Annotated in this window: 15 protein-coding genes; 4 read left to right on the plus strand and 11 right to left on the minus strand. The window is 65.9% G+C overall.

The genetic code is table 11. From position 1 onward, the window contains the following. Positions 1-49 precede the first annotated feature (49 nt). Positions 50-718, plus strand: a complete 669-nt coding sequence (locus Q5923_RS00820; protein ID WP_303131482.1) for a hemolysin III family protein — start codon at positions 50-52, stop codon at positions 716-718. Between the two features lie 100 nt (positions 719-818). On the opposite strand, the gene Q5923_RS00825 is transcribed toward Q5923_RS00820, so the two are convergent. Then, positions 819-1181 (minus strand): DUF488 domain-containing protein, encoded by a 363-nt coding sequence (locus Q5923_RS00825; RefSeq protein ID WP_009279233.1) that lies wholly within the window; start codon positions 1179-1181, stop codon positions 819-821. 173 nt (positions 1182-1354) lie between these two features. Here Q5923_RS00825 and Q5923_RS00830 point away from each other — a divergent pair, with 173 nt between their 5' ends. After that, complete coding sequence (locus Q5923_RS00830) at positions 1355-2407, plus strand: HNH endonuclease (protein WP_303131485.1); 1053 nt, start codon at positions 1355-1357, stop codon at positions 2405-2407. Positions 2408-3055: 648 nt separating this feature from the next. Here Q5923_RS00830 and brnQ read toward each other — a convergent pair. From brnQ to selD, 7 genes are all read right to left on the minus strand, one after another. Further along, a complete protein-coding gene (brnQ, locus tag Q5923_RS00835) occupies positions 3056-4399 on the minus strand; it encodes a branched-chain amino acid transport system II carrier protein (protein WP_303131487.1) in 1344 nt (447 codons plus the stop codon). 220 nt (positions 4400-4619) lie between these two features. Next, positions 4620-5324, minus strand: coding sequence for an ABC-2 transporter permease (locus tag Q5923_RS00840; protein WP_303131488.1), 705 nt, complete (start codon positions 5322-5324; stop codon positions 4620-4622). Beyond that, positions 5324-6298, minus strand: a complete 975-nt coding sequence (locus Q5923_RS00845; RefSeq protein WP_303131490.1) for an ABC transporter ATP-binding protein — start codon at positions 6296-6298, stop codon at positions 5324-5326. The genes Q5923_RS00840 and Q5923_RS00845 overlap by 1 nt, the downstream gene beginning before the upstream one ends. After that, positions 6298-6678: a GntR family transcriptional regulator gene (locus Q5923_RS00850; RefSeq protein ID WP_072499601.1), complete on the minus strand. Its 381-nt coding sequence runs from the start codon at positions 6676-6678 to the stop codon at positions 6298-6300. The genes Q5923_RS00845 and Q5923_RS00850 overlap by 1 nt, the downstream gene beginning before the upstream one ends. Before the next feature lie 195 nt (positions 6679-6873). Next, positions 6874-7920: an aminotransferase class V-fold PLP-dependent enzyme gene (locus Q5923_RS00855; protein ID WP_303131491.1), complete on the minus strand. Its 1047-nt coding sequence runs from the start codon at positions 7918-7920 to the stop codon at positions 6874-6876. A 79-nt stretch (positions 7921-7999) separates the two neighbouring features. After that, positions 8000-8626 carry a sulfurtransferase-like selenium metabolism protein YedF gene (gene yedF, locus Q5923_RS00860; protein WP_303131493.1) on the minus strand — a complete coding sequence of 209 codons (627 nt, stop codon included), beginning with the start codon at positions 8624-8626 and terminating at the stop codon, positions 8000-8002. A gap of 46 nt (positions 8627-8672) precedes the next feature. Then, positions 8673-9722, minus strand: coding sequence for a selenide, water dikinase SelD (gene selD / locus Q5923_RS00865; protein ID WP_303131495.1), 1050 nt, complete (start codon positions 9720-9722; stop codon positions 8673-8675). On the opposite strand from selD, the gene Q5923_RS00870 reads away from it, so the two are divergent. Further along, positions 9664-9786, plus strand: coding sequence for a hypothetical protein (locus tag Q5923_RS00870; RefSeq protein WP_303131763.1), 123 nt, complete (start codon positions 9664-9666; stop codon positions 9784-9786). The two genes, selD and Q5923_RS00870, sit on opposite strands and share 59 nt — an antisense overlap. 75 nt (positions 9787-9861) lie before the next feature. Then, entirely contained in the window at positions 9862-10104 is a 243-nt protein-coding gene (locus tag Q5923_RS00875) for a DUF3343 domain-containing protein (protein ID WP_062531112.1), read from the plus strand. Positions 10105-10169: 65 nt separating this feature from the next. Here the strand turns inward: Q5923_RS00875 and Q5923_RS00880 are convergent, their stop codons facing one another. The 3 genes from Q5923_RS00880 to Q5923_RS00890 form a co-directional block, all read right to left on the minus strand. Then, on the minus strand, positions 10170-11126 hold the full coding sequence (locus Q5923_RS00880) for a TDT family transporter (RefSeq protein WP_303131498.1): 957 nt from the start codon (positions 11124-11126) through the stop codon (positions 10170-10172). Beyond that, positions 11119-11688, minus strand: a complete 570-nt coding sequence (locus tag Q5923_RS00885; protein WP_303131500.1) for a C-GCAxxG-C-C family protein — start codon at positions 11686-11688, stop codon at positions 11119-11121. Before Q5923_RS00885 ends, Q5923_RS00880 begins: the two co-directional genes overlap by 8 nt. 85 nt (positions 11689-11773) lie before the next feature. After that, positions 11774-12925, minus strand: a complete 1152-nt coding sequence (locus Q5923_RS00890) for an aminotransferase class V-fold PLP-dependent enzyme (protein ID WP_303131502.1) — start codon at positions 12923-12925, stop codon at positions 11774-11776. Between the last annotated feature and the right edge of the window lie 15 nt (positions 12926-12940).

Consider the following 12940-nt stretch of genomic DNA (forward strand, 5'->3'; position numbering starts at 1 on the left):
TCCTAGTGGCAGGGACCCAGAGATCGATCGAGGCATGGGAGGTCGGAACATGGCAAAGAACACAAGGCAGGGCGCGCGGGGCGTGGCGCGTCAGTACAGTCTGGGCGAGGAGGTCGCCAACTCGATCTCTCACGGAGTGGCCGCGCTGCTCTCCATCGCCGCACTGGTCATCATGATCGTGGTGGCGGTGAGCCATGGGGGCGGGTTCCGGCTCGCCGCGGCGATAGTCTTCGGGATCTCGCTCTTCCTGGAGTTCCTCTTCTCCACCCTCTATCACGCGCTCGCGCCCGAGAGGGCCAAGCGCGTCTTCCGCGTCATGGACCATGCGGCCATCTACGTGCTCATCGCCGGCAGCTACGCGCCATACGCGCTGGTGACACTCCGCGACGAGGGAGGGCTGGTGCTCTTCTCGGTGGTGTGGGGCGTGGCGATCCTGGGAATCGTGGCGGAGTGCTTCCTCAAGGAGAGGCAGCCCAAGTGGATGTCCGCCCTGGTGTACCTGGCCATGGGCTGGCTCGTGGTCTTCAGGCTCCCCCAGCTCATGGCGCTGCTGCCCACGCCGGGCTTCGCGCTGCTGGTGGCCGGAGGCGTCTGCTACACGCTGGGCACGGGCTTCTACGTGGCGAAGGGCGTGCCCTACCTGCACTTCGTCTGGCACCTCTTCGTCCTGGCGGGCGCCGCGTGCATGGCGCTCTCCGTCATGCTCTTCGTGCTGTAGGCGCGCGGGCAGCGGAGCGGGGTTCGCGCGTCCCGTTTTGCTTGTTCCTGCCCGCAGCGGTCCACGGGCAAGCCTTGCGTATGGCTACGGTGGGAGGCGCCTATGACGCCCGCGCCTGGGAAAGCAACCAGTCCCTCAGTATCACGGCATGGTTCACCTGGGGGTCCTTGGCGGCATAGAGCAGCGTGACGACGTCATGCGAGAGAAGTTCCGCCGCCAGGCTCGAGGCCTCGTCGCTCTGGTCGAGCTCCATGAGGTAGCGGGCGCGGAAGCTCTGGAAGTTCTCCGCCTTGTGAGCGAACTCCTTGCGCGCCTCGTTGGAGGGTGCGAGTCCCTTGGCCCAGAGGTCGGGGTGCAGGCGTTCCTTGCTCATGCCGCGCGGCCAGAGGCGGTCGACCAGAACCCTGAAGCCGTCCTCGTCGCTTGCGTCCTCGTACACGCGCTTGATCTTGACCTGCGCCATGGCGCTGCCTCCCTGGTTGGCTACAGGGTTAGTTGTTCCCATATGCGAGCGTGATATGCACTTGGAGGGCAGTCCAACTTGGCAGTGATGTACCAATCACCGAGGGGCTGTGTTGCAGGAGAGTAATGGCTGTACCATGACCTCAGTGCACCTGAGCTGTAAGGAGGCGGATCGTGTCTGACATCATCATCGAATGCACGATCAACATCCTTTCGCTCAAACGGGCACTTTCCGTCACACCTCCCGAGTTTGCCGCTGCCTATGACTGGTTTCAGAGACATGAGGGCAAGTCGATTCCACGTCTGCCCATGGGAAGCGACGCTCCGGAGGACGTGACGGTAAAGCTGGCCTCCGAGAGGGGCATCCACCATCCGAGCTACGAGCAGCTCCCTTCGAAGGGGGCCGGAAGGCCCACGTACGCGCTTTCAGTCCACTCGGAGGGACAGCGATACTATGCGGACAAGGACGTGATCCTTAGGCCAGAGGATGGAACCTGGACTCTTGACTACCAAGAGCATGCGACGTCGGAAGGCAAGCGGAACACAGACAGGTCAAACGAGTACCTGATGCGCAACCTCGAGGACGGAGTCCCCGTCGGCGTCATGGTGAGGGACAAGAGGCACGGTGGCTACAACGTGCTGGGCCTTGCTTTCGTCGAGCAGTACAACGCTGAGACCGGAACCTTCACACTGCATGGTCCCGTGAACGCAATGACCGAACTTAGGGGATCCTTCCTCGAGTTCCCCACTGACTCACTGACCGATGAGCAGGCCAGGCGTGCCAAGAACCTTGGGATCTCGGACATAAACGACGAGAGGAGCCCCGAGGCCAGGCGTTACGTAAGGACCCTTCAGAGGGAAAGACAGTCCAAGTTTAGGCAGGACCTCATGGCAGCCTACGAAGGCACCTGCGCGGTCTCGGACACGAACGTCGTGGATGCTCTGCAAGCTGCCCATATTGATCCTTATAGGGGACGTCGCTCCCAGATTGTCCAGAACGGAATCCTACTTCGGGCAGACATACACCTGCTGTACGACGCGAACCTCGTTGCCATCGAGCCCGAGACCCATGTGCTACGTCTTGCGGAATCGATCAAGGGCTCAATATACGAAAGGTATGCCGGGACGCCTATTGCAGTGCCCAAGGACCCGGACCTCCGACCTTCTGACGAACTGCTCGGCAGGCACTACGAGCAGTTCATTGCGGCATGGAGGCATGCAGCCTAGCGCATTCGCCCAGCCACCAGTCGACATCCCTGTCTTCTAACACGCTTCCTAACAAGCTCATGGCCAGACTCGGGAGGAAAAGGTCAGCATCTATCCCAAAGGCGAAGCAAGCGCCTGAGTAGTCGATGCGTCCCGTCCAGACAAAATTTTTATACCAGGCAGTTATTGCGAGTTCGCAGCCCTTGAACCGTGTTTTGATGTAGGCAACCAATTCGCTGTCGAAGCAACCATGGAATTCCGCCTCTGGGTTCACTCTGACGACATCCCGACAGCTATGGCAAAGCCATGCGCTTCGGCCCACTCAAACTCCCGCTTCCTCGCCTCTGGCGATGGGAACAGGAGAAAGGGACTTTGACTCTTGTGGTAGTTCATAGCGTCCTCCTCCACTGAGGAATCATTTCAGAGAAGGCTGAGATCGTCAGATCCCCAATCCGCCGAACGGCGTGGACGAAAAGTTCGATAGTGCTGGATTCGGAGATGAATTCAGACCAAAAATGGACGGAAAACGCGTTTGTGTAGGTTATGCAGCGATCCTAGCGACTACAACACAACTTTTTCTTTACACAAACGCGTTTTCCGTCCAGACAAAGAACCTACAGGGGTTCAAAGTCGACACAAACGCAAATCCCGTCCACGAGCCCCGTGAGCCTAGGCGCGGCGGAACAGGCGCTCTGCGAGGAGGCCGACAACGAAGCCCAAAATCGCCGGCAGTATCCATCCCATCCCCAGACCGGCCAGGGGCAGGAGGTCGAGCGGAAGCGCCAAGCCCTTCGCGAAGCCGTCACGCAGCGCCACGATGACACTATCCACGCCGCAGAAGGCGACGCAGAGCCTCCATGCCAGCCTACCCCCCTCACCGCTCCCCCGCTGGGCAAGGCCCATGACCATGAGCACGATGGCGATGGGGTACAGGGCAGAGAGCAGGGGCACCGAGTACTCCAGGATGGTAGTGAGCCCCACATTCGCGAGCAGGCAAGAGAGCACGGCGATGACCAGCGCCCAGCGCTCGTAGGGCATGAGCTCATACTCGACCGAGAAGTACTCGCTGATGGAGCAGATGAGCCCGATGCACACATTGAGGCAGGCAACGAGGAAGATCGCCGCCACGAGCACGCTCCCCGCCGACCCGAACTCGATGGCCGCCGCGCCGGCTATGACCTCGGCGCCGTTTGCCGCATTGGGAAGCGCGGAGCCCATGACCGCTCCGAGGTAGCCGAAGCCGCAGTAGATCGCGGCCATGCAAACGCCCGCAATGACGCCCGAGCGCACCACCTGTCGAGCGATGCCCGCGGGACTCTGGACGCCGAGTTCCCTCACGTTCATGGCGATGACGTAGCCGAAGGCAAGGGCGGCGAGCACGTCCATGGTCTGGTAGCCATAGACGAAGCCGGCGACGCCCGCGGCCTCGTCGTAGGGTGCGCTGGCGACGGTGGCGGGGGTGCCCGGAGGCGACACGAGGGTGGACGCCACGAGCAGCACCACGAGTACGATGAGCGTGGGGCCGGATATCTTGCCCATGAGCTCGGTAAGGCGGTTGGGGTGCATGGCGAGGAAGTACGCCACGACGAAGAAGACGAGCGAGAAGGCGACGAGCGCCGCGGCGGGAGACACGTCCTCCGGGAGCAGCGGCCTCACCATCTCGAACGAGGTCGTAGCCGTGCGAGGGATGGCCAGGAAGGGCCCGATGGCCAGGTAGGCCGCCGCCGCGAAGACCTTGGAGAAGACGGGGTGGATGCGATCTCCCAGCTTGCCCACGGTGCCCGAGAGCGCGATGGCGGCGATGGTGAGGACGGGCAGCCCCACGGCCGAGACGATGAAGCCCAGGAGCGCCTCGGGGGTCTGGACGCCAGCTCGCAGGCCCAGCAGCGGTGCCAGGATGAGGTTGCCCGCGCCGAAGAACATCGAGAAGAGCGTTACCCCCACGACCAGGCCGTCGCGGGCCCCCAGAGCGTCCGAATCGCTTCCACATGCTAGGTGGGCCCTCTTTGCCATGCCGAATCCTTTCAATTTGTTTTTGAAAAGGTATCATGTGCGCGCGTAGGCGGTGCCTCTTGTAGCCATTCCGAAACGCTACGCGGCTTCGAAGAACCAACAGCACGAGCGGGCCTGCCGGCTTTCCGGCAGGCCCGCTCGCTTGCTAAGGGAACCGTTGCGAGGACATTCGAGCGCGGCCTTGGGAGGTTATCCCAGCCGGCCCGTCCAAGCCCCTCCCCTACAGCTCCCTCCCCTGGTAGAGCCTGCAGGAAATCTGCATGGAGAGCAGGTAGACCACGACGCAGGCAAGGACGCCGATGGGGGCGAGCCACCATCCGAGAGCGCCGACGATCCCCGTCAGCCCCGCTCCCATGCTCTGCAGCGTCTCATTCGGAAGCAAGGCCAGGAGTGAGGGAACCAGGCAGGGCAGGACGACAATCGCCCTCGCCCTGGCAGTCCCCCAGGCAAAGAGGAAGGGCAGCTGCAGGCTGAAGAGCAGGTGCAGCACCAGGTATGCGAGCAGCAGGAAGCCGAGGAGGCTCCCGAGGCCGAGCTCTCCCGAGACCTGCGGCATGAGCAGGGGGAGCAGTCTGGCGCAGAGCAGTGCCAGAAGGGCGACGAAGAGCAGCACGACCAGGCCGAAGAGGGGCAGGAAGAGGTAGCGCGAGCGCACGACGTCCCGCCTCGTGACGGGGAGCGCCAGCCTGCCCTGCTCCCAGCCGCTCGCCTCGTCGGCGCCGAAGGCCCAGCCGAGGGCAAAGTACATCGCGATGCAGAGCGCGATGATGGGGAAGGTGACGATCTGGTCGAGAGAGATTGACGTCTCCCTGCCCGAGACGTAGCTGATCAGGAACGGGACGAAGACGACCACCGCCGTCACCCACAGCATCTGGCGAAGCCTCCGCGCCATGATGCAGAAATCCACGTACAGCAGGGATGCCATCAGAACTCCTCCCCCCTGACGACGAGCAGCATGAGCTCGTCGATATCCGCCGCGTCGCAGGCGAGCAGCGGGTAGGCGCGCAGGAACTCCGCGCGGTCGGGAACCAGCAGGTCATAGGACAGGTCGCGCCTCAACACGCGGGCGCCGGCGCCCTTGAGGAGACCGTCCGCGCGCACGCGCTCCAGCTCCGCCTCCCTCAGGCGGGCGATTCCCATCACGTCGTTCACGAGGTCCCTCTCGCACTGGAACACGACCCTTCCGTCGTCCACCATGAGGAGGTAGTCGGCGACGTGCTCGAGGTCACTCGTGATGTGGCTCGAGATCAGCGCGGAGCGGTCTCCCGGCTCCATCCACTCTCGCAGGATGCCCAGGACCTCCTCGCGCACGATGGGGTCGAGCCCCGCCGTTGGCTCGTCCAGGACCAGGACGCGCGCCCCCGTGGCGAGGGCGCAGGCCAGCTGCAGCTTCATGCCCATGCCGCGCGAGAGCTCGCGCACGCGCTTGCGGGCCGCGTGCGAGCGGTGCGGGCGCTCATCGTGCGGCAGGAGCCCCATGCGCTCGGACAGCTCCTGGAAGAGCCTCCAGTCGAAGCGCTCGTAGGCGAGGGCGTGCATGGTCGCCACCTGTGCCACGCTGAGCTCGCCCGGATAGGGGCAGGTCGAGCTCACATAGCCGATCGCCCCCTTCGCCTCGCGAAGCTCGCCGGGACCCATCTGCGAAACGGGATGCCCGAAGAGCTCCACCTCACCTGCATCGGGGGCGAGGCCCCCCGTGATCGCGCGCATGATGGTGGTCTTGCCCGCACCATTCTGCCCCACCAGGCCCATCACCGACCCGCGAGGCAGGTCGAGGTCGATGTCCCTCAGCTCGAAGCCCTCGTAGGACTTGCAGAGCCCCCTCACCCTGAGGTCCGAGGGTTCCCCGCTCAGGTCCAGGGTGCCCAGCGCCAGCTTGCGTCCCATGTGTCCAGACATCAGCGACCACCCTCCTCCAGCACGAGGTCGAGCATCTCGTGCAGCTCGTCCGACCCGATTCCCGCCTCGCGCGCCCGTGCGGCGGCGAGGGCAAGCGCCTCCTCGACGGACCTCAGGCGCTCCTCGCGCAGCAGCTCGGGATCCACGCCCGCGACGAAGCACCCCTTGCCGGGCACGGTCTCCACAAGGCCCTGGGCCTCCAGCTCCGCGTAGGCGCGCTTGGTCGTGATGGCACTGATCCTGAGGCTGGTTGCCAGGTTGCGTATGGAGGGCAGAGCCTCTCCCGGCTCGAGCGAGCCCTGGACGATCTGGGACCTGACCTGCGTGGCTATCTGCTCGTAGATGGGTGTCCCCGAGGAGTTGGAGAGCACGACCTCCATCCCGTCTCCTCTCTGCTCATACTGTATATATACAACATATACAGTATGAGCAGAGAAAGTCAAGGGCGATTTTGGAGAAGGTCCTCTCGCCAGCGGACCCATGCGGGGTGCAACCCGTACACAACTCGCCCCAGATGACGACTTTCTGTCACCTGGGGCGAGTTCTGAACGACCAAGTGAGAGGGGCGCCAGAACCTACGCAGCGAGCTCCCTCACCGCAGCGATGGCGACGTCCACCTCGTCCTCCGTGTTGAAGTACGAGAAGCTGAAGCGGACTACGCCCTGCTCGACGGTTCCGAGGGCCCGGTGCATGCGCGGGGCACAGTGCGCCCCCGGCCTGGTGGCGATGCCCCAGCGCTGCGAGAGCTCGTCCGAGACGGCGGAGGAGCTGTAGTCGCGGACGTTGAGGGCGACGATGGCGCAGCGCTCGGCCTGGTCGAAGTCCCCGTAGACGCGGACGCCGTCCACGGAGCGGACGCCGTCCCAGAAGCGGCGCATCAGCAGGTCCTCGCGCGCGCGGACAGCCTCCACGCCAAGCTCCTCCAGCCATCCCAGGGCGGCGGAGAGGCCCGCGATGCCGTGGTTGTTGAGCGTGCCAGCCTCCAGGCGGGTGGGGTACTCGTCGGGCTGCGTCTCGAGGAAGGACTTGACGCCCGTCCCGCCCACCTTGAGGGGAGCCATGTCGACGCCCTCCGCGAGGCAGAGGCCGCCCGTGCCCTGGGGTCCCATGAGCCCCTTGTGCCCGGTGAAGCAGACCACGTCGGCCACGCGCCTGACGTCCACCATGTTGCCCGTGACGTTGGAGCCGTGCGTCACGGCGACGAGGCGAGTTCCGTCGACCACCAGACGCTCGAGGGCCTCGTAGTCGAGCCGTCCCTGCCCGTCCGCCCCGGCGAAATCCAGGCGCACCCCGCGCTCGTCGCGCAGGCGGTAGAGGGGCCTCAGCACGGAGTTGTGCTCGAGGTCGGTGCTCACCACGTGGTCTCCGGGACGCACCAGGCCCATGAGGGCAAGGTTGAGGGCTTCGGTGGAGTTGGAGCAGAAGGCCACGTGGTCGGCCCATGGGCAGCCGAAGAGCCTGGCCAGGCGCTCGCGCGCCACGTAGTCCGCCCTCGTGGCAACGAGCGAGGCCTCGCTCGTGCCGCGAGATGCGTTGCCCATGCTCTGCAGGGCCTCGACCACGGCATCCACCACGACCTGGGGCTTGCGCATGGTGGTGGCGGCGTTGTCCAGGTAGATCACGGCTTCCTCCTCATACGGGTCGCCCCGCCCCCGGATGGACCGCGAGCGGGGCGACGGCTCGTGCGTTGCCGACGGGCGCCTAAGGCCTCACGACGTGCGAGGCCTCCATCTGGCGCTGGGCGATGACGTACATGTTGGTGACCTCGCCCACCTGGAGCTTCTCGGCCAGGCCGTAGAAGTTGAGGCAGGTGCCGCAGCTCAGGACCTCGACGCCGGCGTCCACGAGGGCCTTGATGTCCTCGATGGAGTCGGAGCCCTCGGTGGTCAGCCTGACGCCGCCGTTGTAGAACAGGACGCACTTGGGGAGGACCTCCTGCTGGGTGAGGGCGTAGATGAAGCCCTTCATGAGGGTGCGGCCCAGCTCGTCGGAGCCCTCGCCCATGTGGTCGGCCGTGATGGCCACGACCACGCCGTTGCCGGGCACGCAGCAGGCGTAGTCCGCGGGGTCGGTCTCCTTGGCGGCCTCGGCGGCTCCCGCGCCAACCTGGATGCTCACCTGCCAGCTGCCGTCGCCCTTGTCCTCGACCGAGGACGCGAGGCCCTTCTCGCTCGCGAACTTCTGGAGGTTCTTGACGGAGGTGAGGTTGTCGACGGAGGTCACGACGGTCGCGCCCTCGGCCGCTGCGGCCACGGCCTTCATGGTCTTGACCACGGGGATGGGGCAGGCGTCGCCGATGGCGTTGACCTCTATGGCTTCCTGGCTCATGTGATGCTTCCCTTCTTGGGACCTCCGTCCCAGTCGATTGTGACGGCTACGCGACGACCCTGACGAAGGGCTCCCCCTCGCCGCGGGCCACGAACTCTCCCACGCGTGCCGCCGAGACGCCGGTCGCGCGGATGCGCGCCACCAGCTCGTCAGCCTGCTCGGGCGGCAAGGCGAACATCAGGCCGCCGGAGGACTGCGGGTCGAAGACGACCTCGGGAACCTCCTCGGCAAGTCCCTCGTCCACCTTCACGCGGTCCCTGAAGTAGTCCTCGTTGCGGTAGGCCCCGCCGGGGACTATGCCCATGCGAGCCATGTCGGCCGCGCTGTCGAAGAGCGGGACCGCCGAGTAGCTCAGGCGCGCCGTGACGCCCGCGCCCTCGGCCATCTCGCAGAGGTGGCCCGCCAGGCCGAAGCCCGTCACGTCGGTGCAGCCGTGCACGTCGAAGTCGCGCGCGACCTCGGCCGCGTACTTGTTGAGGGTGCTCATCTCCTGGTATAGCTCGCCGAGCTCGGACTGCTCGAGCAGCTCGCCCTTGACGGCCGTGTTGAGGAGCCCCGAGCCCACGCGCTTGGTGAGCACGAGGGCATCGCCCGGGCGCGCGCCGCCGTTGGCCAGCACCTCGTCGGGACGCGCGAAGCCCATGACGCACATGCCGTACTTGGGCTCGTCGTCCGTGATGGTGTGGCCGCCCGCGATGGTGCAGCCCGCCTCCTTGGCCTTGTCCGCCCCGCCCCTCAGGATCTCCTCCGCGACGCTCACGTCGAGGCAGTTGGGGAAGCAGAGCAGGTTCATGGCCAGGGTGGGCGTGCCCCCCATGGCATAGACGTCCGAGAGCGCGTTCGCGGCGGCGATCTGGCCGAAGAGGTAGGGGTCGTCGACCATGGGCGGGAAGAAGTCCACGGTGCTGATGAGCGCCGTGTCGTCGCTCACCTTGTACACGCAGGCGTCGTCCGAGCTGTCAAAGCCGATGAGCAGCCGTGGGTTGAACGTGTTGGGTAGGTCGCTCAGAACCTGAGCGAGGGCACCAGGTGCCATCTTGGCCGCTCAACCAGCCGCCTTGGTCATCTTGGTGAGCTGGACCTTCTTTGCCGTCATGGCCGCCTCCTCCCCGTCTCGTGCGTGGGGCGGCATGTCCGCCGCCAAGGGCTCCCGCGCGTAGAATGTCCTGGACCACGGTGCCCCTGGGGCACCCGTCCACGGAACCTCACCCCAGGCCGGCACAGGAAGGAACGACATGCCCCTCTCCGCTCCCAGGGATACCCTCATAGTAGCGTTCGACCGCACGACCGACGCGATGGCGATGGAGGCCGCCTGCAGGCGCGACGGCGTGCCGGGCAGGCTCATCCCCATGCCGCCCCAGATATCCGCCGGCTGTGGCATGGTCTGGAAGGCGGACCCCGCCGACGAGGCACTGGTCATGGACGAGATGCGGGAGCTGGGACTCAGCCCCAGCTCCCTGCACCGCATCATGGTCTAGGTGAGAGGACCATCCGCTGCGGGCCGTCCCGGCCGAACGCCTGCGGCGGCGATGCTGCACCGCACCTAGGCCTTCGCCGGGGCCTCCTTCTGTCCCTCGCCGTCCCCTGCCTCGTCCGCCGCGAAGACGAACATGAGGTAGCGCACAAGTGCGTAGACGAGGAGCAGCGTGGCGATGACGGTCTCGACCAGGACGGGCAGCTGCAGCCAGGGCGCGGGCGAGCCGAGCTTGGCCAGGCAGACCATGGTCTGCTTCAGGGCCGTCGCCGTGATGACGAGGGGGAAGGTGTATGCCGCGAAGCTGGGGGCGAACTTCCTCGCCGCGAGCAGGCGGGGCAGCTGGGTGAGCACGCCTAGGAAGATGACGCTGGCAACGACCTCCATGAGGACGAGGAAGCCCACGCTCTTGGGAGTAACGGACTGCACGTAGCCCACGACGCAGAGGCTCGCGGGGGCCGTGCAGATGCACAGCACCGGACGGGCGGGGACCGGCGGCTCCCCCACGCGAAGGTAGCGCAGCGCCACCGCGACGGAGACGAGCACGAAGGTGACGACGCCGAACCAGAATGCAACCGTCCCCACGTCGGCCCTGCCCATGGCGGGGGCAGTGATCGACGCCGCGACGATGCCCACATAGACGATGTGCCAGCTGGGGAAGACCTGCTTCAGCTGGAAGTGCAGCACGTAGCGGGCGGTGAACCACACGATGAGCGCCAGGTGCAGGGCGAGGCCCAGGTACCAGAGGAGGTAGCCCAGGGGCTCGAGCACCGGCTTGGCGTAGCCCGCGAGCAGCAGGAGTGCCATGGGGAAGGTGCCCGCGATGCTGGCGAGCATGGGGTTGGCCATGTCACGCCTGAAGTCCTCGGGATACAGCGCGACCTTTGCCACCAGGACGATTCCCATCACGGTGGCGAGGATCCCACAGACCATGCGGATGGGGTCGCCATAGCTCTGGAGCAGGTTTCCCAGGCCAACCAGGCCCAGCATCACGCCGGCGAGCGACAGGGGGACTCTTCTAAGCAACGGAGGCCTCCCTCTTGACCGCGACGACGTCCTCGATCCTCAGGCGCTCGAGGGGCTCGCTGCCCTCGCCGTCGAGGTTGGTCACGCCCTCCTCGCGACAGACGATGCTGGCGACCTTCCAGGCACAGAGGCCGGTGAAGTAGATGCACTGCTCCTTGTGGGCGCCCTGGCCCATGTCGAACTCGCGGGTGAGCACGCGGCAGCAGAGGGCGTGCTTGCCGTTGTTGTCGCGGAACCAGTCGTGGAGCTCGTGGGTGAGGCCCATGCACCTGACGACCTTGGGGTCCTGCGGGCCGTTCTGCTCGGTGCGCCCATAGAGCAGGCCGAGGGCGGCAACGCCCCCGTTGGCCGCCCCGCACATGCAGCCGGACTTGCCCACGCCCACCGACATGCCCGAGACCATGGCGATGACCTGCTCGGACACGTCGAGCCTGAAGCAGTCGCGAATGGCGCACATGACTGCCTCGTCGCAGAAGTAGCCGCCCTTGTAGTAGCCCTCCGCCAGGCGCTGGACCTCGTGGGGGCTCACCTCCCGCACGTCGATCCTGACGTTCGTAGCCATGATGAAGCTCCTCTCCTCGAACGCTCTGTATGGCTATGCGTCACCTAGGCCCGAGGGCCTGAGATTCACCGGGTTCGTATGTCAGCTACAAGATTTCTCGAAGCGCCTCTAGCGCGGCATCCACCTCTTCGGCCGTGTTGAAGTAGCCGAACGAGAAGCGAATGGTGCCGCTGGGGTAGGTCCCCAATGTCTTGTGCGCGGACGGGGCGCAGTGTAGCCCCACGCGGACCATGATTCCATAGTCGGAGTCCAACTTTTTTGCGACGGTCGCCTCGTCGTCGCCAGGCGTCTGGATGGACACGACGGCGGTGCGTCCCTCGCTGCCACGCCTTCCGACCAGCCTTGCGACGCCCCTCTCCTCCAGGGGGGCCAGCCCCTCCATGAAGCGAGTTGCGAGCGCCATCTCGTGCCGATGGATGGCGTCGATGCCCGTCTTTGCGATCCAGCCCAGGGCGGCATGCAGGCCAAAGATGCCCGGCAGGTTCTGGGTGCCCGCCTCCAGGCGGTCGGGCAGGAAGCCCGGGAGCCCCTCGCTGTGGCTGACGCTCCCCGTGCCGCCAGAGACGAGGGGCTCGAGCTCCAGGCCCAGCCCCTCGGCCAGCACGAGCCCGCCTATGCCCTGGGGACCCATGAGGCCCTTGTGGCCGGTGAAGGCCACGGCGTCCGCGTGCAGCTCGCCCATGTCTATGGGGAGCACGCCCGCGGTCTGCGCGCTGTCGAGGAAGAAGCGGATGCCGTGCTCCCTGCAGAAGGTGCCCAGCTCGCACGCGGGCATGACGGTGCCGCAGACGTTGCTCGCGTGCGTCATGACCAGGGCGCAGGTGGCGGGGGTGAGGCAGGACTCAAGCGCGTCCAGGTCGAGCGCGCCCTCCCCGTCGCAGCGGGCGCGGGTGAAGCTCACGCCCTGGCGCTCCAGCTGGCGCAGGGGGCGCATGACGGCGTTGTGCTCCATGGAGGAGACGATCACGTGGTCCCCGGGTCGCAGGTAGCCCTTGAGCAGGACGTTGAGGGACTCGGTCACGTTCTTCGAGAAGACCACGTCGGCGCAGTCCGGGCCGCCGAAGAGCCCACAGAGGCGCTCGCGCGTCTCGAAGACGACCTGCTCGGTGCCATAGGCGTCCCGGTAGGCCCCTCGTCCCACGTTGGTGCCCACGTGGACGAGGTAGTCGTACACCGCCTGGGCCACGCAGGGCGGCTTGGGGAAGGTCGTGCTCCCGTTGTCGAAGTAGATGCCCATGTCCTCCGCTCACCC

Source organism: uncultured Olsenella sp. (assembly GCF_959602185.1).
In the GTDB taxonomy this organism is placed as follows: domain Bacteria; phylum Actinomycetota; class Coriobacteriia; order Coriobacteriales; family Atopobiaceae; genus Olsenella_I; species Olsenella_I phocaeensis.

What these genes read in the sequence shown, in the direction of transcription:
- Q5923_RS00820 (WP_303131482.1), top strand. Translation starts at nt 50, where the DNA reads ATGGCAAAGAACACAAGGCAGGGCGCGCGGGGCGTGGCGCGTCAGTAC.
- Q5923_RS00825 (WP_009279233.1), bottom strand. Translation starts at nt 1,181, where the DNA reads ATGGCGCAGGTCAAGATCAAGCGCGTGTACGAGGACGCAAGCGACGAG.
- brnQ (WP_303131487.1), bottom strand. Translation starts at nt 4,399, where the DNA reads ATGGCAAAGAGGGCCCACCTAGCATGTGGAAGCGATTCGGACGCTCTG.
- Q5923_RS00840 (WP_303131488.1), bottom strand. Translation starts at nt 5,324, where the DNA reads ATGGCATCCCTGCTGTACGTGGATTTCTGCATCATGGCGCGGAGGCTT.
- Q5923_RS00845 (WP_303131490.1), bottom strand. Translation starts at nt 6,298, where the DNA reads ATGTCTGGACACATGGGACGCAAGCTGGCGCTGGGCACCCTGGACCTG.
- Q5923_RS00850 (WP_072499601.1), bottom strand. Translation starts at nt 6,678, where the DNA reads ATGGAGGTCGTGCTCTCCAACTCCTCGGGGACACCCATCTACGAGCAG.
- yedF (WP_303131493.1), bottom strand. Translation starts at nt 8,626, where the DNA reads ATGAGCCAGGAAGCCATAGAGGTCAACGCCATCGGCGACGCCTGCCCC.
- Q5923_RS00875 (WP_062531112.1), top strand. Translation starts at nt 9,862, where the DNA reads ATGCCCCTCTCCGCTCCCAGGGATACCCTCATAGTAGCGTTCGACCGC.
- Q5923_RS00885 (WP_303131500.1), bottom strand. Translation starts at nt 11,688, where the DNA reads ATGGCTACGAACGTCAGGATCGACGTGCGGGAGGTGAGCCCCCACGAG.
- Q5923_RS00890 (WP_303131502.1), bottom strand. Translation starts at nt 12,925, where the DNA reads ATGGGCATCTACTTCGACAACGGGAGCACGACCTTCCCCAAGCCGCCC.